The organism is Bacillota bacterium, assembly GCA_013178415.1.
Taxonomy (GTDB): domain Bacteria; phylum Bacillota; class SHA-98; order Ch115; family Ch115; genus Ch115.
Genome location: JABLXA010000004.1, coordinates 146263 through 167846, shown reverse-complemented (window position 1 = coordinate 167846; position 21584 = coordinate 146263). Strand labels below are relative to the sequence as shown.

The following is a 21584-nucleotide window of genomic DNA, read 5'->3' as shown; positions in this document are numbered from 1 at the left end:
CGTTCATGCTGTAATACAGTATGATGTAAACGAGGTGGAGAATATGGAGAAATACAAATATAGAACTCAGCTTTATCTTGATGAAGCCCAATACTTATTTCTCAAGGAGAGCGCAGCGAAATATGGCAAAAGTATTGCAGAGGTAGTTAGGACTCTCATTGATAGGGAAATGGGGGCCGAGGATGCAGTTGCAGAAAAAGACCCGTTGTTTCATCTCGCCTCCACTGCCGTAAAGACTGGCCGCATTGATGGATCTACCGAGCACGATCGGTATATCTACCGGTCCGGAAAGCCTGATCGGTGCAGCCTAGTGCAGAATGGAGACTCAGACAGATGAAACGTACTATGGACTGGTTGTTTATTGATACATCGGCATTTATCGCCCTGCATGACGCGGGCGATCGCTATCATGAAGCCGCAAAGGGCTTTTTTACCCCTGAACAGATCAGGAGTCTCGGGGTCCGCTTGATAACCACGAACTTCGTCTTCGCCGAGGTATATTCCTATTTTTGCAGAAATCATACTGATGCTATAGCGGTAGGCGAATATATTAGGGGGAGCAGGATTCTTCATTATCTTCGCGCGGAACCGGCCGACGAAGAGGCCGCATGGCAAATAGCCAAGAGATACCATGACAAGGATTTTAGTTTCGTCGACTGCCTGAGTTTTGCCGTGATGTCCAGGATCGGATGCGACAAGGCGTTCACATTCGATTCTCACTTCGGGCAAATGGGTTTCAAGGTATTCCCGGTCTCCATACGTTAAGTCATACACACCTATTGCTGGGCCGCGCTATGCCATATTGCTGGGGCACGTATCGTTCCTTAGGTTCCTTATACATCTCCACCCAGCCTGGCGCCATAAGGGGGCGGCGCTTCCTTCCCAGCTTTGAAGACCGCAGCGCCTGGCGCCGCATAAAGGAGTGATATCCCATTTTTGAGGAGAAAACCATGTCGATAACCCTCACCACAAGATGGCTGGGGAAGGATCTCGCATATTTTGATAGTGTCACGTCCACAAACCAGATCGCTTCCGAGATGGCAAGTCGCGGCGCGCCGCACGGCGCTGTGGTGCTGGCGGATGCTCAGACCGCAGGCAGAGGGAGATATGGAAGGAAGTGGGTATCACCTAACGGGAAAGGTTTGTGGTTCTCCGTGATCCTTCGTCCTCAGATAGATGCCAGGGTGAGCCATCAGATACCAATGCTTGCCGCAATCTCAGTCGCCAGTGCCTTACGAGGGGAGCTATGCCTTCCGGCGGAGATCAAATGGCCCAATGACATCATGCTATATGGCCGCAAGATATGTGGTATCCTGGCGGAGACAAGGAATGGAACTGGATCTATTGAATTCATCGTGCTGGGCATAGGCGTCAACGTCAACCAGGACGGTGACGATTTCCCTCCCGATCTAAAAGAAAGCGCCGGGTCCTTGCTCATGGCGGCAGGGCATCCTTTTGACAGGATCTCGGTACTTCAGAGCATACTGACCAGACTGGAAACCTGGTACGATATCTGGCAAGAAAGAGGATTTTCGCCGATTCATCGAGAATGGAAGATTATGTGCCCTCTGCTTGGGAAGACCGTCAAGCTAATAGACAAAAAGGAAGAGATCATTGGGGAGGCCTTTGACGTTGATCATGAGGGCGCATTATTGATCAAAATGGGGGATGGCAGCATCCGCAGGTTCAGGTACGGCGAGGTAAGCCTGAGGGGAGGACCATAAATTGGGAGAGACAGAGCCAAAGGGCAAACATAAACCATCAAATGATCGTGTCCGCGAAATGATAATAGCGGCGCTATTCGCTGCGGTGATCGTGGTCTTATCGCAAATCTCTGTCGCAATACCAGTTTCACCGGTGCCCATCACGGGGCAGATGCTCGGAGTATTTCTGGCCGGAGGCATCCTGGGCTCAAGGCTCGGATCTTTATCTCTGCTGATCTATGTCCTCCTCGGCGCAATAGGCCTGCCAGTATTCGCGGGAGCGCATGGAGGAATCACCGTCTTGGTCGGACCTACAGGCGGTTACATATGGGGTTTCATACTAGGATCATATGTGCTCGGCTCCATTGTGAAACGCTGTTCGCCCACCGGTGACACTCCCGGGGCAAGGAAAGTGGCCTACATCAGCACCGCCTTGGGCATGTTGGCCTGTCTTGCCATAGTTTATCTCATAGGGACGATTCAATTGGCTATCGTAGTGGGAATAGGTCTCATGAGAGCCTTGGTGATCGGGGTTTTGCCATTCATTCCGCTTGATATTGCCAAGCTCTTGATCGCCACGGTCTTGAGCGTCAGCGTTCGCGGCATCCTGGTTCGCCAGCGACTCCTTTAGAGCTTTGCGGAACGTCAAGGGACTATGGCAGATCATCTGGACGGGAGGCCAGGAACAATATCCTGGCTATTCCACCCCAGTCAAATCAAATGCCGGGATAAAGCTTTCATCTGAGGCAGATTCCTCTTGGATATACCCATTATCGAGCCCGATGGCTAGCGCGTAGTCGACTACCTCGTCATATTCGGCCTTGGACAGCTTTCGGTTGATTTCAGGATGCTCGCTCGCCCGGTACATTGGAACATACTGGGACATAAGGCTTATATAAACGCCCGATGGCAGATTGGCTTTGATCCAATCTAGCACCCGCTTGGACTCCTCGACCATGCCAGGTAGGACCAGGTGCCGCACGATCAATCCTTTCCTTATGAGCCCGTCAGAGTCTAAGATTGGGGTGCCAACCTGTCTCGCCATCTCCAGGATAGCGCTAGTTGCGTGCCTAAAGTAATGGGGCGCGCTGGAATATCTAATGGCCACCTCGTCATGATAGTATTTGAGGTCCGGCAAATAGACATCGACAAGGTCGGTCAAGGAAGCCAGGGCATCGGGCTCCTCGTAAGCATTGCTATTATACACAACCGGGATCGTGAGCCCATTCTCTTTGGCTGCGATCAAGGCGCACTTCACTTGAGTGATATACTGGGTTGGGGACACCAGATTGATATTATGCGCCCCATCTGCTTGAAGCCGCAGGAAAATGCACGCCAGTTCCTCAGCGCTTATTTCTTTTCCAAATCCCTGGTGACTTATATCATAATTCTGGCAAAAAACGCACCTGAGGTTGCAGTGTGAAAAAAACACCGCGCCCGATCCCCTGGTTCCAGAAATGCAGGGTTCTTCCCAATGATGTTTTGCTGCCCGGGCAACCTTGACAGATAAACTTGCTCTGCAAAATCCCTTTTCCCCTGCAGAGCGGTCAGCGCCGCATCTGCGGGGGCAAAGATAGCACTTTGTGTCCATCTAACCCACCTTAAAATAGCCGCCGCAGCGGCATGGGGGTCTATTTTGAAAATGGTCCGCTGCCATTTTCATCCTTCGTTGGCACCGCCTTAGCTGCATGGCGGACTACCCAAAAATAGAACTGGCCATAATAAAATGGGATCATGGGAATCTCACTATGAATACCTGAGATTCCTGAATTTCTTCTACTGTGAAACTAGGCTGTGAGTCTGCGTTCTCAAGAGCCGCGATCATTTTTTCCCTATATTGAGGAATCACATGGTCAATAAAAGGCTCCACAGATTCAGCATTCATAAGGCTTATCGCGCATCCGCCAAATCCAGCGCCGGTCATCCTGGCGCCGAATACGCCATTTACCTGTCTGGCGAGCTCTACCATAACATCCAATGCTTCGCAGCTCACCTCATAAAACTTCCGCAGGCTCTCATGGGATTCGTTCATGAGGACCCCGAATCTCTCAATATCCCCATTTTTTAGCGCCTGGACGTTGGCTAGAACCCGTTCATTTTCGCTTATGACATGCCAGCAGCGATTGGCTATGACAGGCGGCAGTGCGCCTTTCACTTCCTCAAATTCCAAGGGTGAGACATCCCGCAAGGCGCGAATGCTCTCTTTCCGTCTCGGATCTCGCTGCCCTATCATTTCCCTTATCATGCCCACCCCGGTCTCGCATTCCTGCCTGCGGCGGTTATATTCTGACTGGGCAAGACCCCGCCTCACTCCTGTATCACAGATCGCCAGAGCAAGCCCCTGAAATGGGAGGCTTACCAGTTCATATGAATAGTCCCGGCAATCTAGAAATACAGCATGGCCAGGGCGCCCAAGTACGGATGCCATCTGGTCCATTATGCCACATCTGACCCCAACGAAGTCATTCTCCGCTTCCTGACACAATTTGGCAATCTCTACGGGGTCAATTGGCCCAATCCCTGATGCTGCAATGAGAACCCGAGCAGTGGCAACCTCGAATGCCGCAGAGGAGCTAAGGCCCGAACCCTTTGGCACATCGCCATGCACCACCGCGTCAATTCCGGGAAGAACGACTCCATATTTTTGAGGGAGCCCATGTTTCTGGAAAACATGGGCGACTCCCCTGAAGTAATTGCTCCATTTACATTTATCGTCATATTCGATGGCATCGAGGGAAAACTCCGCATACTGGCCGTAGTCGGCCGAATAAAGCCTCACAACATTGTCGTCGCGAAGCCGAAATCCGATGGCGATGTCCCGATCTATGGCCATAGGCAGGACAAACCCTTCGTTATAGTCTGTATGCTCGCCTATAAGGTTGACACGGCCCGGCGCCTTCTCGAACTTCATTTCACGGGCATCTCCGAAAGCCCTCGCGAATATTTCCTCTACCTCATTTCTGTCGATGGACACATAATCACTCTCCCTTGGGGTGCTGAAGCGCGCAGGCCTTTCTCAATTCCACAGCCTTTTCCTCCGGCAGAGTATCATTGATAAATGTGCCAGCGCCTGACTCACACCCAGCCAGATATTTCAACTTCGTCGCCGTCCTGTTGGGTGGGTAGAATTCCACATGGAAATGGTAATGATCATAGGAGCCACCATCAGTTGGAGCCTGGTGCATTATCATCATATATGGCAAGGAAAAGCCAAACAAATTGTCATATCCCACCATCACTACCTTCAAGATCTCGGCGAAGGCCCTCTTGTCTGCATCCTGAAATTCCAGGAAACTTGCGAGGTGCCGTTTGGGGAAGATATGAACCTCATAGGGATAGCGAGCGAAAAACGGAATAAATGCGACAAACCCATCATTCTCAGCTACGAGACGCCTCCCGTCCCTGAATTCCTCATTCAGGATATCACAAAAGAGGCACTTCCCCGTCCTGTCCATATATTTCCTGGCCGATTCAAGCTCCTTGGCAGGACGAGGCGGGATAAAGGGGAAGGCATAGATCTGCCCGTGAGGATGATGGAGAGTAACCCCGATCACATCGCCCTTATTCTCGAAGATCATGACGTATTTTATATAGTCGAGGCTCCCCAGCTCCCGGTACCTGTCTATCCATACCTCCACCAGGTCTGTTATTTTCTCGACGTTCTGCTGGGTCAGCGTCGTGTTATGCTCCGAGGTATAAAGCACTACCTCACAGACGCCTCTTGACAGGTCAACCCCATAGAGAGGTGTGGCCTCAACCGCTGGGGAAGGTGGATTTGGTTTGAAAGATGGGAACTTGTTTTCGAAGACAACGATCTCATAGTCCTCGGCCGGCACTTCTGTCGGAAAAGAAGGATCCCTTGTAGGGCAAAGAGGACAGAAATTCTCTGGCGGCTTATATGTCCTCTCCTGCCGGTGAGTTGCAGTGACTACCCATTCCTCCAAAACAGGATTCCATCTGAGTTCTGACATAATCTAGCAAGACCCCTTCTTAATGCTATTATCCTTGTGTTTGCTATAGCAGCTTTGATCTGATCCAGAGCGTCGGGCTGTATTCAGACTCTCAGCGCCACATGCACGCTCATGCGGTTGCTGGTGTTGTACTCCCTCCCCGGGACATGCGGAGTCGTCCTTGAAACAATAGTAAATCAGGTAACGACCATCTTCCTTCAAGATCCTTTTCTTCCTCATTGCCATGATCATGCCTCCCGAAATCTACCCCAAAATGAGCTGCTACCACTTTTATCCTTTCGATGGTGTCAGGCGACGTCCTGAATAACCGACTGCTGCGCAATATGAAATACGCGGCATGGGAAATCTATGCTTGGCAGACAAGGTAAGCCTCGATATGCTCTGTTGCCTATATTGTAACATACGCTTTTCGCCATTTGTATAAGGTACGTGCCAAAGTTCATGCCGAAACCCATGCCCCTTTGGGATCCCTATCCCCTATCTCACCGCTGAGTCAGCGGGCGACGAAGTTGAATAGCTGAGATATGCTACACATTGGGCCCGATGAATGAAATATGGAATAGATTAGGCCCGATAATTGGCATCTATCAGCATATATGCCCCAATGGCGGGGCATTAAAGCATATCCTTGAGAGAAATCGCGCTGTGACGCCCCATATCGCCTATTATGGGACCTTGTTATTGAGCCAATCCTATGCTATATTGACTTTAGCTAGATGGTTTTGTGGATTCTATTTGCGATCCCGATGATAAATATATGCATGAGGTTCGCGATGGAGCTCGCATTTCGCGCTGCATGGCAGCTAATAGCTCCTACCAAGGCGATGTCCTTGAGTAGGAGCTTTTTTGATGGGAAAGGAGGGAAGATATGAAGCAGGCAATCGAGACTATACCTATCTGGGACGCCTTTCAGGAGAATACAGAATGCCCGCTCTGTGTTCTCACGCAACAGATAGAGGATTCTTTCCTCACAAGTTACCTTGAGGAGCTAGTGATGGATTCTCAATACCGGAAGAAGGTAGTCCAGAATGGGTTTTGTAACGATCACCTATATAAGCTATTGAACCGGCGAGATAAGCTGGGACTGGCGTTAACGCTTGAAAGCATCCTTTCGGGCATCATCTCCTCGGATTTAGGCGCCATGAATGCTGCTCTGCCAGATAAAGCGCAACGAGTCGGTCAATGCTTTCAATGTCTTGCCTGCGAGCATATTGCTGGTTTTATTCGACAGCACTGCGAACTCATCATCCGGATGTACCGCGATGACAAGGAGTTTAGAGACGCGTTCGCGCGTTCAAAAGGATTCTGTATCCCTCATACCTTCGCCCTTGCAGAGAGCGTTAAGGATGGACCACGGTCGGACCGTAGCAAAGAAATAGTGACTCTCGCGTTCGACCTCCTTCGTGCCAACCTGGAACGGTTATCTGGAGAACTAGAGTGGTTTATCAAGAAGCATGATTATCGTTTTGCGGATGCGCCATGGAATGGCACTGAAGACTCGGTAGCGCGTGCGATACAAAAACTCGTTGGGCTCCGAGGAATAAAACTTTAACGACCGGCGATGGAGCTCGCCTAATGCCTGATATCGAGGCTGATAGCTCCTACCATGACTACCATGATGAGATTTCAGGGAGAGCGGTAGGGGCTTTTGGTTTGCCCCCAAGACCGCAAGGTTGCGGCCTTAAGTTCCCTGGGAGAACGAAACGGAGGGCTAAATCATTTATGGTGAACACCTGGCTTACGGCGAGTTTGTGGCTCGGGCTTGCTCTGGTCGGCGGCCTTGCTGCCGGGTGGACCGGCATATCCATATCACTGGTGGAGATCGTGGTAGGGGTAATCGGCGGCAACTTCCTGGGCCTTGCAACGACTCCCTGGGTTGATTTCCTTGCAGGTTTTGGCAGCATCCTTCTTACCTTTCTGGCAGGGGCTGAAGTAGACCCAAGGGTACTCAGGTCTAAATTTAAGGAGAGCATGGCTATCGGGATAATCGCCTTTATCCTCCCGTTCCTCGGAGCCTTTGCCTATGCGTATTACATACTTGGATGGACACTCCAGGCGGCCGAGATAGCTGGCATAGCCCTATCCACCACCTCGGTTGCCGTGGTCTATGCGGTGATGGTGGAGACCGGGCTCAACGAGAGCGAGATCGGCAAGATCATCCTGGCTGCCTGCTTCATTAATGACCTGGGCACAGTTGTAGCCCTTGGATTGCTTTTTGCGAATTTCAACGTCTGGATGCTCCTGTTTGCTGGAGTTACTGCCCTGGTCCTGGCTTTCCTCCCCCGCTTCACACGATGGTTTTTCAAGGTCTATGGCAACAGGGTCAGCCAGCTCGAGGTCAAATACCTCTTCCTGCTGCTCTTCCTTCTTGGCGGACTTGCCAATATGGCCAACAGCGAAGCTGTGCTGCCGGCCTATCTTCTGGGCCTAGGCGTCGCCGGGTTTTTCCTCCGGGAAAGGAATTTGCTCTTTCGTATGCGTAGCATGGCGTTTGCCTTTTTTACCCCATTCTACTTCTTGAAGGCCGGGCTTTTCGTTTCGCTCCCAGAGGTTGCCGCTGCCATAGGGGTTATCATAGTGGCCCTGCTTGTAAAGATAATCACCAAATTCATTGGGGTATGGCCCACAACCAGATTTTTCAAGTTTGTGCCTAGAGAGGGCATGTACACTACGCTGCTCATGTCCACCGGGCTCACCTTTGGCACGATTTCATCACTCTTTGGGCTAACGCATGGAATAATAACCAGGAACCAATATACCATTCTTGTAACGGTCGTCATCCTGAGCGCAGTGGTGCCGACAATGATCGCTCAGGCATTCTTCAGGCCCGATCTGGAACTATATGTGACTGAAGGGGCTCCGGAGACAAATCTCGATAAATGAGATGGAGGTTTGCATCTATGTTCACAAAAATCCTACTGGCCTATGATGGCTCACAACATGCCAGGGGGGCTCTGGCTTTCGCCCTGGATCTGGCTCAAAAGTACGATGCCAGGGTCTACGCGGTATCAGTAGCCCATGTCCCGGAATTTGCCGATACTCGTGACGAGGTAAATGGAGCGCTGGAGGATGCGCGCAACTTCTATGACAGGATGCTCAGCGAAGCCAGAGAGATGGCCCTGGGAAAAGGTGTTAAACTCGAAACTCGGGTGATTCCAGGCCATCCGGCAGACGCCCTGGCTCGTTTTGCCGAAGAAGAAGGCTGTGACCTGATAATTGTCGGGGCGCGGGGCCGGAGTGGGATCGCACGGTACATTCTTGGTAGCGCCTCAGAGGCAATTGTCAGGTATGCCCCCTGTTCAGTGCTGGTTATCAAGGATAAATCACTCCAAGGAGACTGATCCGGTGGTGAATTAAATGCTCGCGACCTATGCCGAAATGAGAAAGTCCACACTTGACAATCTAAAGATAATAGCCTCCCTCGCGCGTGAAAAAGGAAATCCAGAGATCGAGGACCGGGCATTAAAGGTTAAGGAAAGACTTGAGTCAAACCGGTTCCATCTGGTGGTTTTGGGACAATTCAAACGGGGTAAGACTACTCTCATTAACGCCCTCTTAGGGGCAGATCTTCTACCCACCGCAGTAGTCCCATTGACTTCAATAATTACTATGATCCGCTATGGCCGGAATTTCGGGGCTACAGTCTTTTTCAATGATGGAAAAACCAAGAATATCGCATTGGATGAATTATCTCTCTATATCACAGAACGAGAAAACCCCAATAATACAAAAGAGGTTAAGTATGTAGAAATAGTCCATCCTTCCCCTTACCTTGCCGATGGCGTAGTCCTTGTAGACACTCCGGGAGTGGGATCCTTATATCGCCACAACACTGAAGTCGCATATAACTTCCTGCCGAGCGCCGATGCCGCGATCTTTGTATTGGCAGTTGACCCTCCCTTAACCGAGGCTGAGGAGCAATACCTCAAGGAGATCAAGGAATATGTCCCCAAGATTTTCTTCGTGTTAAACAAAGTAGATTATCTGAACGGCAGCGATAGAGAAGAATCCCTTGCTTTTTCACGGCGTTCCATCGAAACAGCCCTCGGCAAAAATGAAATAAGGCTCTACCCTCTCGCAGCCAGGCTCGCCCTTGAGGCAAAGCTGACAGAGAATGTTGATGCACTACAAAGAAGCGGACTCCCGCAATTGGAAAAAGAGCTCTCTGAATTCCTGACCGGAGGCAGAGGCAGGATTGCGCTTGCTGCTGCCGCACGGCGCGGGAAGGACGCGGCGTCAGAGCTCAAAGGGTTATTAGCGCTTGAACGAAAGGCTGCCGAAATGTCGGTAATGGAGCTTCAGGATAAAATCGAGGCATTCGAAAATAATCTAGTTCAAATACTACAAGATAAAGAAGACGCCCTGCACATCCTCAAAGGCGAGATGGATCGATTGATCCAGACGGTCGAGCAGGATCTTGAATCCTTTAAGATTGCCCAAGTATCTTTGCTCAGAGAGAAGATTCCGGCCTTTGCAAAGGATAAGATGAACCTTCCGGCGAGGGCGCTCGTGAAAGAAATCGAGACATTCGTTGTTGAAACCCTTACCGGCGCTTTTGACGCTTGGCGAATGCAAGAAGAGGTGAAGATAGCTGCCCTCTTTGAGAAGATCCTCCGGAGATTTACTACACAGGTCAATGAGGTAATCGCGCGTATACGGGAATTATCTGCCGGACTCTTTGATATCAAGCTGGAGGGGTTTGTGGAGGTCGAATCCCTCACAACAGAAAGCAATTTCTATTATAAGTTTGGCAAGGACCATATGCTTCTTGCCATAGCGCCATCATCCCTTTTATCTCTTCTCCCCGGATATATTGGCCGCAGGCTAGTTATTGATAGGGCATTGAAAGACGTCCGAGAGGAGGTAGACCGAAACTGCGGTCGTGTGCGTTGGGATTTCCAGGAACGCAGCAATAAGAGCTTTCTTAGCTTCAGGTACTCCTTTGAAGAGAAAATAGAGACTACAGTTCAGGCAATTCGCCGGGCTCTCGAATACGCCCTTTCCAAAAAGGATAAAAGCGAAGAAGAAGTAAAGCGGGTGCTTGTAGAGTTAGAAGATCAGTATAGACAGGTAGAGGAGTGCAGAAAGTCCTTTCTGTCAATTGAGGAATGGGCATCCTCAGGGATCTAGGCGCTCTTACAGAGCAACCTGCCGTAGAAGAGGTAAGCTGCGTCATGGTCACCCATTTTTGCACCAATTGTTGGAAGACCGTCTCTGAGAATGATAGAGTCTGCCCATACTGCGGCTGGGCATTCGATAAGCCGAGCACATATGTGGAGAGACTAATCCTTGCGCTCGTTTCCCCTGATGGCGCTACTGCCCGGCGGGCTGCGTGGCCGCTTGGGCGGATCGGAAACCCCCAGGCAGTGCCAGCTTTAATCGAGCGACTGGACAATGGTGATGCATATGTCGCCGCTGAGGCAGTGATTGCTCTGGCGAGAATAGGTTCAACCGACGCGATTCGTGCCGTAATAAGCGCCCAGAAACACCGATTTGCAGTTGTACGCAGAATAGCAGATGCAGTCTTGAAAAAAGGCCTGGGAAACTCGGCAAAAGAAAATCTGGATGGTTCATAAAAAATAGAATTATCGCTGTTTTTATTGGTGAACCATGTGATGGAATCGCGAACTCGGTCGAGCGATTGATCTGCAATCAGGTCATGCTTCGTGGGATTAGGGGTATTCGAATTACTCCCAGATACTGGGTCTTAATAAAGAATTAATCGGCCTGATCGAGGGTAGTGTAACCACCGCAGTAAGCATCTTCAAGATACTATCGGGTATCATTTCAGATAGCATTGGCAAGAGAAAGAGCCTGGTTTTTATCGGTTACTTGCTTTCGGCGATAGGTCGACTATTTCTGTCGATCACCACGCAGGGGTGGTAGGCTTTGGGATTCAGGTTGGTAGATGCCGTCGGTAAAGGAATGAAGGATGCCCCGAGGGACGCTCTAGTAGCCAGGTCATCGTTAGTAAGGAGGATGGGGTTTTCCTTTGGTTATCAGCGTATGCTGGATACCCTGGGGTCCTTCTTGGGCCCACTGATAACCTTCGCCCTACTCAGGGTCCTGATGGGACGTCTGGATAGCACTAGATTCAAAACAATCTTCGTGATCTCCGGCATCATCGCCTTTGCCACGATATTATTGACAGGCCTCTACGTTAAAGAACGCCCTAATGCCGGAAGGAACTCTGGCAGGTTTATCTTGGATCTTTCCCTACTCAAAGGGAAATTTCTGCTATTCTTTATCGTTATGTTGATATTTACCCTTGGCAATTCCAGCGATGCTTTTCTTATCCTGCGGGCACAAAACGTTGGAATTAAGACCACCATTATCCCAGTCATAATCGCATTGTTCAACCTCTTCTATGCGCTTCTATCTGTGCCAGCAGGCATGCTGTCTGATAAGATGGGGCGTGCTCGTGTAATAACTTTGGATAGATAAATGAATAAAATAAAAACAAGTCAGGCAGGCGGTTCGTCAAGAAACACGACTACCACATCCGCAATTTTTCCCTGTCCGCAAAGTGAAAAGGGGCTCCAAACTGTGGGGGTGGGGCGGGGAATCTGTTCGGAGCCCCAAGGGTCATCATAGTTTGAATCTTGTAACGAGATTCTGAAGCCTCTGGGCCATCTCGGCAAGAGACTCCGCCGATGCGGACATCTCCTGGATCGAGGCATTCACCTCTTCTGTAGAGGCTGAGACTTCTTCCACTGCAGCCGCGCTTTCCTCAGATACAGCTACGGCATTTTCGATCGCCTTTTTGACCTCTTCTGCGCCCGCAGCCATCTCTTCAGCTGCCGCGGTATTCTCCTCAGCTATACTCACGATCTCATTTATGGATTTCCCCACATTGAGGGCCGCATCTTTCAAGGTCCTGGCAGAAGATAGGAGATTCTTGAGAAGCTGCTCAGCGCCGCTTGCCCCTGAGTATATTGCATCTAGCGCGCTGCCTGCTTCCTGAGCTATGAGACTCCCGGCTTCAACCTCTTTCGTGCCCGAATCTATAGCGGAGACAGCCTTCTCCGTAGCTTGTCTCACGCTGCCTATGAGATCTGCGATGGCCTTTGTCTCTCTGGAAGAACGTTCGGCAAGCTTCCTTACTTCATCTGCAACCACCGCGAAGCCTCTCCCATGCTCCCCAGCCCTCGCCGCCTCTATCGCCGCGTTCAGGGCCAGAAGGTTGGTCTGCTCCGCTATCTCATCTATGACCTCCAGGATCCTCCCGATCTCGCGGGAATGGTTATCCAGCTCCCTTATGCTCTCCGCGACATCTTCGGTGGTAGACCTTATCCTATCCATGCTGGTGACTACATTCTTGACAGATTCACTGCCCTTGGCCGCCGCCTTAGCATTCTCGCTGGAGACGCTGCCCACCTTTTCCAGCATACCAAGAACCTCGTCGAGGGATTTATCTGTCTCCCGCATGATTTTAGAAGCTGACTGAATGCTTTCAACCTGCGCCTCTGCGCCCTTTGCCACCTGGCCTATAGCCTGCGTGAGCTGATTGACGGAAGACGCGCCGTTTGCGATGGTCGCGCTCTGTTCCTGAGCCCCAGACGACACCTGCTGTAAGGCCTCTGAGATCTGCTGGATGGACTTCGCAGACTCCCCGGAGCTTGCGGATAGCTGCTCGCTTGTGGAAAATACCTGCTCGGCAGAGGAATGCAACTCCCCGACCAGATTACGGAGCCCCGATAGCATCCGAGAGAATGCCTTTGTTAGAACACCAACCTCATCCCGTGTACGAACCTCAGGCACGGCAACTGCGAGATTCCCTTCAGCCACAGCCTCCGCGACATCCGCTATACGGCGGAGGGGCCGAGCGATACCACGGGAGAGGATCACTGCAATGAAAACCGCCACGAGACCAACCGCCAGGATTGCCACGACCGAAATATCTCTCAAGCCCGTAATTGGTCTAAATAGTTCAATTGCCGGTACCGCGATTCCAATGCCCCAGCCGCTGCCCTTATAATCCCCATAGCCTGAGAGCGGAGCGTAAACAATGAGATTTTGCACACCTCCATAGATATATCTTGACATTCCTTCTTTACCGGCCAGCACGTTCCTGATTGCCTCCGTAAGCCCCGGAATGCCAAGCTCCGCAGGCTTTTCCTTGAATATCTTAGTCTTATCCGGATGATCGATTATCAAGCCATCTTTGTTGACTAGGAAGGCGTACCCGGACTGGATGATACCCTTCTGAGTCTTTTCCACCTCATCCATCATGCCCCGTATCGGCCCCATATCCACTTCTTCAACGATGACGCCAAGGAATCGACCATCAGGTGACATTATCGGCGCCGCTATCTTGATGGTAGGCCTACCGGCAGATTCGCTCATCGCGCAATCTCCAAAATAGAGGTCCCCGGACTGAATGGCGCTGAACCACGCCTCGCCCGCCACACTGCCGGGATCCAGCCCGCCTGCCGATGCCAGAACACTGCCCGCGGCATCTACGATATAAGCACAGGCGATTTCATCGCCCACCGCTTCATATAAGGCCGCCGCTTTTTCATCGAGGGGACGATCTTCTGATGTAAACACTGCCCGACGCGATAGCGTCATTAGCTCATGCAACTTTTCGTTAATATATCTATCAACCTGGAGACCAAGGATCCTGGCTTGTCCTGTAAGGTCCTTCTCCAGCTGCATAGTCAGAGCCTTGCTGCTATTCTGATATGAAACAACAGCGATGAGAATGGCTGGTGCCAGGGACATGATACAAAACCATACCAGCAGCTTCTGTCCGAGGCCAGAGCCCAACGAAAATTTCCTCATGAAAAGATCTCTCCCGATCCATAAGATATCAATGATTGCGCCCCACGCAAAGGCCCTAGCCAGGCAGTCTGCCTGGAGAACAGATGACGTCGTTTTAATCAATCGGTGGCGCCACCAAAGCGAAATGCGACAGCACCGCCAAGGTGACGTGGCAGACTGGCTGGGAAATGCAGGTGTGGCAATTTCGCGCCGCTGGGCCTGCGAAGACGAAATCTATGCAGCCCCAGATATAGAGCGGACGCGACCGGCAGCCGATTGAGAGGACCTCAAGAAATTACCCCTGGCAAATATCGCAGACCGTTATCTGGAATACCAGAACCCTATTCGACATGATTCGGCACTGGGTCCTAAAATCCTTCTTCAAAAATTATCATCCGAGAAATCATTTTAAGGAGCCGCACTGGGCGGCTCCTTATCTCTGAACCGAGCTGTTCAGATCACCTCGAGCCAATCCTTGCCTGGCAACGGAGGATGCGGCACGTGCGGCTCAGCCTGATACCAGAAAGCGACAGACGCGATATCGTCCTGCAGCGGCAGATAACGATGCCCCGACCGCCAGCCCAATGCCTGAATGGTCACACGGATGTCCTCTTCAAATCGAATCGGGTCCATGATATGCCATCTGTACATTCCGAATCTCTGCTGGCTCTGATAGAGTCCATCCGGCTTGATCACCTGAGGAAGGCCGAGGAAGTTAGTGGAGAAGACACCGTATTCACCTTTAGGATGCTCGAAGTTCCAGGCGCCCCCGAAATAATCCTCAGTCCCTGTCCCGCAAATGGTCGGGAAATCTTTGTCACCATCGAGGTAGAACTTGACCTCCCCTTCGCCCCACCAGCCGTTGTTATTGACTCCCCAGGCGATATAAGTCCCGACATAATGACCCTGCCCCTTTACCCCATCGAGAATGGTGTGAACCTCCTTGTACTTTAGAGGGTTATCCCTTCTCCATTCTGCGTGGAAGTATGCCACATTCTCCGGTATATCGGTAAGGCTATAATCTATCTGATAGTAGAGGATAACTGCCTCATCCGCCAGATTTTCAATAGTTATTCTGGCGGATCTGCGGAAAGGCATCGGCCAGTAGGAATTCATCCCGCCGGCTGGATTCACGACAACTGGCAAGGAGCTGATGTTGCAGCGCTGGCACCAGCCATTGCAGAAGAAATCCCCATATGGTGTTTCGATCGATGGGTTCTCCTCACCATCCCAGTAAAATCTGAGGACAAGGCTTCGCCAGACACCAGGAAAACATGTCATCCATATGTGATGGATGACACCTGGGCCAGCGATATCTGCCAGTGTGAATGTGCTGTGTGGCTGTATGCTGATGGACGGGGAAATCTTCCATCCCTGGCCCAATTCACGAGCGCATTCAGCGCCGGTCCCCTCCAACGCCATGCCGCCCTTGCCCTTTTCACCAGTGAAATTCTCAGCGCTGATAGAACGTGATTTCGCCCGCGATAATACAGGCAGAGCACCGAGTCCCAGGACCAATCCATTGAAACTATCGCTAAGTTGGGAATTAGACATGAACGCCCCCCTCTTCCATGTATAAATATTCAAGATCCCAGAGCATCTCCAAGTCTATGACTTGAACCTCTCCACACTAAAGTCGCGGGATTCTGCAACCCTTGACCTGGCCGCTTCATCATTGGCCGAAACTCATATCCATAGCCAGGAATATCGTGGACACAGCTATAGGCATCCTACGTCGTCAGAAGGTTAGTTCAATCATTTGATGCCCTTCTATCTTGGGAACGACAAAACTTACGCGATAATTCCGCCATTCGAAAGGCAATGCCTCCCCATCAGGCACACAAGTCACGGTCTTCACAGGCCGGCCGGTTCTCACCGAGGCTCTGACATCATATAGCGGGATTACGTCTTCAATGATGTCGATATCTTGAGAACGCCTTTCTGGAATATAGTGTAATAGATGAACTACCCACCTATTTTTGTCCGCCTGTTCATTCACAGTCGCGAGTATGGTGGATGGCCCATCATGCCGCAGCACTGGCTCCCCAAGCAGCATATCAATGGCATTAAGGAGGAGCATCTTGCACCACCTTGGCGCATTCATGTCATAAAGAGTGAAAATCGGGTGCGCGAAATAGATCGTATTGGCACTGCGGGTGATTGCGGGGGACACCACCTTGCCCGAAGATGGTGTCTGGCGGTGCGAACAGAAATGCTCCCATGTTCGATCAAAATAGGAAAGGACAACATCTGCAAGCACTTCAGTCCCCTTCTCCGCTTCAACATCCATTGCCTTCATATACATTACATGTTCTGTGGGAGGCAACCCTTTGCCGATGTCCCCCTTAGGAAGAATATAATCAGCATGCGCGAACCTGGCGCCCGCGCCCTGTTTCTCCCAGTAAGATGACCAGTTATTCCTCAACCTCACGCCAAGCGCTTTGAGCGCAAAGGCGCTTTTATCCATGTTCAATCCGGACTCGCCTGAGGCGATCAATTTTCCTCCGCTGGCGAGATAGCCCTCGAGTTTCGCGGCCAGTTCATCCGAAATGAGGATTCCATCAGGTAGAATGATGAGCTTATAGGGGGCCAGTTCGCTTCGCGAATCCAATATATCAAACTGGTGTCCCGCCTCCTGAAGCATGCGCACAGCGCCGGCCGCCGCAGGAGGAACGCGTTCCCAAGTAAATTCTTCCGGCGTGAATAAGCCAATATCAGTAATAGCCCTCGCGCCCTTGCACCAGGGTTCCTTTTTCTCAACCTCGGAATACACTGAGCCTATAAGGTCATATACATGCTTACTGATCTTTCCAGAAGGATGAAGTTGATCTCCAATGCCACATTTGGCATTGAGTGCAAGTGCCCGGAAACATTCAAACTGGAGGGCTGCTTTATTTTTGAAAGAATGAAAATCACCCCATGAGGTATGGAACTTGCCCGTCTGTCCCACGCAGTCGATGCCGAGGTTACGGGCGTAGCAAATCGTCAAGGGGAAATGAACATATCCCCATCCCCCACTAGGCAGGGATTCAAGCTCGAAATGCGTATAGGCTGGCAGAGATTCGCGTACATATGGCCCGATATGGCCAGCATTATAGAATATAGTCGTATCTGGTTTGAATTGCTTCACGAAGCCACTCATATCCAGCTTGAATTCATCTATCAACATCTTGGCATACTTCATCCTATCATCCCGTCTGGCAGGATCGAGCCCTTTCGCTTTCATTCCGGCAATACAGTATCTGCAGGAACATTCACGCGCATCAACGATGTCAAAGAAAAGGCCATCACCTGGCAGTGTCTCGAGGATTTCTTGAACAAGGGATTTCAGAAAATCCCTGTAGGGTGAATTCACGCAGAGTTCCTGGTAGAAACCAGCTTCATAGGGAGGGGTGCCCGCCAGCTTCCCCTCAGCTGTTATAATCCGCCATTCAGGATGTTCGCGTGCCGTATAGTAATCCCATTGCACGGTAACGTAGATTGGCACACGAATGCCTCGTCTGTGACAAGCTTCAATTTGCTCTTTCAGAAGATCGCGGTTTACCAGATGCGGATGAATACGTTCGGGAAATCGCTTTGAATCATAGTAAAGCCAGCCGTGATGGCAGCGAGCAAAACAGGTGATTGAGTCTACCCGGGCCTTTTCAAGGGTCTCGGCAAACTCCTCTGCATCGAATTGCGAGCCTACATCAGGGATATGCTCACTGGTATGGAAATCGAGGTGAATCTGACGGAAACGGAGGTCGGTCCTAGCCATGCATTGTCCCCCCTAGATATATATTCTGGTCTTATATGAAGGCTCATGAAAGCTCTCAATCAAAGCTAATTCCTCGACATCCATGGTCTCCGGGGCCTTATACACCTTTTCCCTTGGTATCGTGATATATTCCTGAAAACCTCCATCCCGATGAACCCCAAGGACCTCAAGGTCTTCACAGCAATTGTATCTCCCACGGGAACATGGATAACATCTTCCGCATCCGATAATATGGCTCAACAGTGACCCTATCGCCGGGCTTAAGATTCCGTTCTCCTGGATCTACCCTCGACAACCTCAAGTGCCAACTCATGTCCCAAAACCCTTGGGTATATAAGAGATGGCTGATTTCCTCTAAAGGCGTGAAGGTCAGATCCACATATTCCTGCCCAGATAGTCCGGAGCAGGACTTGCCCTGGAAGCCTCTCTGGGATGCCAATATTGGTCAACGTACGACATTCCAATACGACACTTGAGAAGCAATTCCCTGCATGGTTGAATAGAGATCTTGATGAAAAGTCAGCCGCCCACTCTGCTCCCTTGCGACCGCCCTCCAGGCCGAGTCGGGCCTTCTTTCGGTTCGGATCTCAGAGAGTTCAAGACATTACAAAGATCTATGTGATAGAATAGAGCAAGAGTAGATCGCGGCTAGCCTGAATGGCTGGCGGAAACCGATGATGATCATGCAGTTTTAATATGTTTCGCTGATTTGGCACACAATTTGATGCGGAAATATAGATTTCCATACATAGACGAAAGGATGACACATAATGAGACAATATGTTGCCACGGAACAAGACATCTCTCGAATTGTCACTGATTTCGCCACCTTTTGTAGCTTTCTTAAAGAAAAGACGCCCCTACTATCCAAAAGACACGCCCAACTGGGCAAGAACGATCTGTTTTCACTGAATTCGCTTCTTTCACGGCCCGTAGACGTATCAGGGCCGTATTACCTCCAAGCTAAATATCCAACTATCAACTTATTCTTTTATCTCGCAATGACCAGCGGCCTTTTTGCGTATGCATCCGGGCGCGGCAACAAAGCTTGCCTCGTTCCTACAGCAAAGCTAGAAAAATATGAGGCTCTCAACCTCTTTACGAAATACATGTTCCTTTTCCGTATCTATTGGACGAAGTTGGATTCTGAGGATCTCTACCCTGATGCATATCCTGGTCAAACCATCTATTTGAACGCTCCGGACCTCCTTTTTCAATTTATCGAAAACGCTCACCCTGGAGAGAAAATCACCCCGGGTATTAGCGGGCGCCAGAATGACATTATAGATCATTACCTTACAATCTTTTTTAATGTCGCTGGCGGTATGATCCATTGCTTGAGCGACTTCGGTTTCTGGGAATACGAGCAAACACAGTCACAAGAAAGATACCAGCGGAAATCCGACATTCTCGTGAAATCAATTATTCCAAGTGAATTTGGTCTCGCCATGGCCCGCGCCTGCCGCAATCGTCCTTATGCTTTATATAATGAACCAGCGCACGCGCGCGGCGAAGTGAGACCTGCTCCTAATTTCTTCTCTACGCCGGAAAATGGGTGGATTATACCAGATGAATCTGATGAATCTCCGGAAGAAGAGCTGATAAGGCCTTTCGAAGAAGTGTTTCTTCCTCTCTTCCCTGAAGATGCCATCAACTCCGCCGCGATTGATGAGCTTTTGGCTGAGGATGACCAACCCAAGAAACTCATGGCATATGTTTTCAAGGTTTCCTTAGACCGGAATTGCTGGCGCCGCATCAAACTATCGGCAGCTCATACGCTCGACGATCTGCATGATGCCATCCAATCCGCTTTCAATTTTGATAATGATCACCTGTATGCTTTCTTTATGGACGGACGAGCCTGGTCGAAAAAGGCCTACTGGGACCCAAGAGGCGAGGAGCCTCCCTATGCCAATGAGGTAAGACTGGATCAGTTGGAGCTTTGGGAAGGACGGAAATTCCTCTACCTCTTTGATTTCGGTGATGAGTGGCGGTTTGATGTTCTTGTGGAGGAAGTGCGGGAAGACGAAACGCCGCCCAACAGGCCGGTTATCATAGGTAAAAAGGGGGAAGCGCCAGAGCAATATCCAAGCTGGGAATAGATCCCTTACTTGGGATCCCTATAACTAACCGATTCCAGTTTCTTTCCAGGTGCAATCTCTTTTCCTTGACCGGAGCATTTATCCGCAAAATCTGGCGCATTCCTCCTCCCAATTCACTGGGGGAATGCGCCTCCGCCTCCTTCCCATCAGATCGCAACCTTTCCGTACACCCCAGCTTGGGACTTCAGTCCGGGGTGGTTGACTGGGTAGACCATGCCTGTATCTTACTAAACGCCATCTTCAGCGCCGGGAAGTTCTGTCTGATCTCCTCATAGATCCGGCGAGCAGCTGATTCGTTATAGATGTGGGAGGACTCATTTCGTGATCTCAACATACGAAGCCAGGCTTGTTCATCAGTAATCCAACCGGCCTGATAAGCATAGCGGAGAGCTTCCCTAGGCGTAGTAATCTCCAGTCCTTCGGCCTCCAGGATGGCTTTGAAGGTCTTCCAGAAGAGCTCAAAAGTGAATTCAAATCGTTGGATCGTTCCATCGATGAACAAAGGATTTTCTGGCGGCTCGCTCAAGGCTTCCTGGAGTCGGGCGATCGCATTTCCAAGGTTATTGAGCCTTTGCCGGATCCGCATTTCGTTCATAGATTGCCACCCCCTCCGCTCTGATCCGCTCTGCCAAGCCAGGCGGGGCTTGCTCCAAAAATATTATATCTACCGGGAGTAAGGTCTCGAGACTATCTCTGATCTCCATGACTCGCTCCCAGAGACTGATCGAATCAGCAGGCGCGTCAATAGCGAGGTCAATATCAGAGCGCGACCATGCATCTCCTCGAGCCCGAGAGCCAAAAAGGATCACGCGTCGGATTTCAGGCAAGGCTGACATCTTCTTGGCTATTTCGTCGCGAAGCTTGGGCGCAAGCTGCATAGAGCTATCCCCTTAGTAATGGCTATTGAGGCTCCAAAATCCTAGCAATCCCTTTCACCAGGACCGCTGCGATCAACCACTCTGCGATTCATTGAAATTCGAGATATCTTAGTAATCTTTTCCACTATAATCATACCAAACCGGCGTGGTCATGTAAAGCATAGCGTTGCGGTGTGAAGTGCTGCCGTTACCAGGGATTCCGCAAATTGATTTTGACCTGCCAGCATGTTTCTGACTTAACAAACGCCAGACACTGTCTATACTGTATATATAGGATATTTACCTGAAGACCCCGAGGCGTTGCACCTTGATGTGGAACGACGCGTGAAAGAGATGCGCAACTTTTGTCGGACATATATATTCATGGCAGAAGCATTCCCTTCTGTAGAAATTAATATCGGTCCGGTTTC

General features: G+C 50.5%; 19 protein-coding genes and 2 pseudogenes. 11 read left to right on the top strand and 10 right to left on the bottom strand.

The genetic code is table 11. The annotated features are described in order from the left end of the window. The first annotated feature begins 43 nt into the window (after window positions 1-43). From HPY52_04865 to HPY52_04850, 4 genes are all read left to right on the top strand, one after another. Window positions 44-337, top strand: a complete 294-nt coding sequence (locus HPY52_04865) for a hypothetical protein (protein NPV79594.1) — start codon at window positions 44-46, stop codon at window positions 335-337. After that, entirely contained in the window at window positions 334-765 is a 432-nt protein-coding gene (locus tag HPY52_04860; protein NPV79593.1) for a PIN domain-containing protein, read from the top strand. Before HPY52_04865 ends, HPY52_04860 begins: the two co-directional genes overlap by 4 nt. Before the next feature lie 185 nt (window positions 766-950). Next, on the top strand, window positions 951-1724 hold the full coding sequence (locus HPY52_04855; protein ID NPV79592.1) for a biotin--[acetyl-CoA-carboxylase] ligase: 774 nt from the start codon (window positions 951-953) through the stop codon (window positions 1722-1724). 1 nt (window position 1725) lies between these two features. Further along, window positions 1726-2334: a biotin transporter BioY gene (locus HPY52_04850; protein NPV79591.1), complete on the top strand. Its 609-nt coding sequence runs from the start codon at window positions 1726-1728 to the stop codon at window positions 2332-2334. A gap of 66 nt (window positions 2335-2400) precedes the next feature. On the opposite strand, the gene HPY52_04845 is transcribed toward HPY52_04850, so the two are convergent. The 4 genes from HPY52_04845 to HPY52_04830 form a co-directional block, all read right to left on the bottom strand. Beyond that, on the bottom strand, window positions 2401-3294 hold the full coding sequence (locus HPY52_04845) for a radical SAM protein (GenBank protein NPV79590.1): 894 nt from the start codon (window positions 3292-3294) through the stop codon (window positions 2401-2403). 141 nt (window positions 3295-3435) lie between these two features. Then, the gene (gene galK / locus HPY52_04840) at window positions 3436-4677 is read right to left on the bottom strand and encodes a galactokinase (GenBank protein ID NPV79589.1); all 1242 of its coding nucleotides are present in this window, start codon (window positions 4675-4677) and stop codon (window positions 3436-3438) included. Between the two features lie 4 nt (window positions 4678-4681). Continuing rightward, complete coding sequence (gene galT, locus HPY52_04835; protein ID NPV79588.1) at window positions 4682-5674, bottom strand: galactose-1-phosphate uridylyltransferase; 993 nt, start codon at window positions 5672-5674, stop codon at window positions 4682-4684. A 3-nt stretch (window positions 5675-5677) separates the two neighbouring features. Continuing rightward, on the bottom strand, window positions 5678-5899 hold the full coding sequence (locus tag HPY52_04830; protein ID NPV79587.1) for a hypothetical protein: 222 nt from the start codon (window positions 5897-5899) through the stop codon (window positions 5678-5680). A 643-nt stretch (window positions 5900-6542) separates the two neighbouring features. Here HPY52_04830 and HPY52_04825 point away from each other — a divergent pair. The 6 genes and pseudogenes from HPY52_04825 to HPY52_04800 all read left to right on the top strand — a co-directional run bounded on the left by HPY52_04825 (window position 6543) and on the right by HPY52_04800 (window position 12118). After that, on the top strand, window positions 6543-7226 hold the full coding sequence (locus tag HPY52_04825) for a hypothetical protein (GenBank protein NPV79586.1): 684 nt from the start codon (window positions 6543-6545) through the stop codon (window positions 7224-7226). 170 nt (window positions 7227-7396) lie between these two features. Further along, entirely contained in the window at window positions 7397-8557 is a 1161-nt protein-coding gene (locus HPY52_04820) for a cation:proton antiporter (GenBank protein NPV79585.1), read from the top strand. Between the two features lie 17 nt (window positions 8558-8574). Beyond that, window positions 8575-9015 carry a universal stress protein gene (locus tag HPY52_04815; protein ID NPV79584.1) on the top strand — a complete coding sequence of 147 codons (441 nt, stop codon included), beginning with the start codon at window positions 8575-8577 and terminating at the stop codon, window positions 9013-9015. Window positions 9016-9052: 37 nt separating this feature from the next. After that, entirely contained in the window at window positions 9053-10804 is a 1752-nt protein-coding gene (locus tag HPY52_04810) for a hypothetical protein (protein NPV79583.1), read from the top strand. After that, the gene (locus HPY52_04805; GenBank protein ID NPV79582.1) at window positions 10783-11250 is read left to right on the top strand and encodes a hypothetical protein; all 468 of its coding nucleotides are present in this window, start codon (window positions 10783-10785) and stop codon (window positions 11248-11250) included. Before HPY52_04810 ends, HPY52_04805 begins: the two co-directional genes overlap by 22 nt. A 121-nt stretch (window positions 11251-11371) precedes the next feature. Further along, window positions 11372-12118 (top strand): annotated as a pseudogene (locus tag HPY52_04800) (MFS transporter). 144 nt (window positions 12119-12262) lie between these two features. On the opposite strand, the gene HPY52_04795 reads toward HPY52_04800, so the two are convergent. The 4 genes and pseudogenes from HPY52_04795 to HPY52_04780 all read right to left on the bottom strand — a co-directional run bounded on the left by HPY52_04795 (window position 12263) and on the right by HPY52_04780 (window position 18658). Beyond that, the gene (locus tag HPY52_04795; protein NPV79581.1) at window positions 12263-14458 is read right to left on the bottom strand and encodes a HAMP domain-containing protein; all 2196 of its coding nucleotides are present in this window, start codon (window positions 14456-14458) and stop codon (window positions 12263-12265) included. A gap of 432 nt (window positions 14459-14890) precedes the next feature. Further along, window positions 14891-15991, bottom strand: a complete 1101-nt coding sequence (locus HPY52_04790; GenBank protein NPV79580.1) for a DUF2961 domain-containing protein — start codon at window positions 15989-15991, stop codon at window positions 14891-14893. A 184-nt stretch (window positions 15992-16175) separates the two neighbouring features. Beyond that, window positions 16176-18194 carry a beta-galactosidase gene (locus tag HPY52_04785; protein ID NPV79579.1) on the bottom strand — a complete coding sequence of 673 codons (2019 nt, stop codon included), beginning with the start codon at window positions 18192-18194 and terminating at the stop codon, window positions 16176-16178. A gap of 12 nt (window positions 18195-18206) precedes the next feature. Next, window positions 18207-18658, bottom strand: a pseudogene (locus HPY52_04780) (alcohol dehydrogenase catalytic domain-containing protein). A 306-nt stretch (window positions 18659-18964) separates the two neighbouring features. Here HPY52_04780 and HPY52_04775 point away from each other — a divergent pair. Next, a complete protein-coding gene (locus HPY52_04775) occupies window positions 18965-20296 on the top strand; it encodes a plasmid pRiA4b ORF-3 family protein (protein ID NPV79578.1) in 1332 nt (443 codons plus the stop codon). 184 nt (window positions 20297-20480) lie between these two features. Here the strand turns inward: HPY52_04775 and HPY52_04770 are convergent, their stop codons facing one another. Together HPY52_04770 and HPY52_04765 are read right to left on the bottom strand one after the other, a co-directional pair. Beyond that, window positions 20481-20891, bottom strand: coding sequence for a nucleotidyltransferase (locus HPY52_04770; GenBank protein NPV79577.1), 411 nt, complete (start codon window positions 20889-20891; stop codon window positions 20481-20483). Next, window positions 20857-21174: a nucleotidyltransferase domain-containing protein gene (locus tag HPY52_04765; GenBank protein NPV79576.1), complete on the bottom strand. Its 318-nt coding sequence runs from the start codon at window positions 21172-21174 to the stop codon at window positions 20857-20859. The genes HPY52_04770 and HPY52_04765 overlap by 35 nt, the downstream gene beginning before the upstream one ends. Between the last annotated feature and the right edge of the window lie 410 nt (window positions 21175-21584).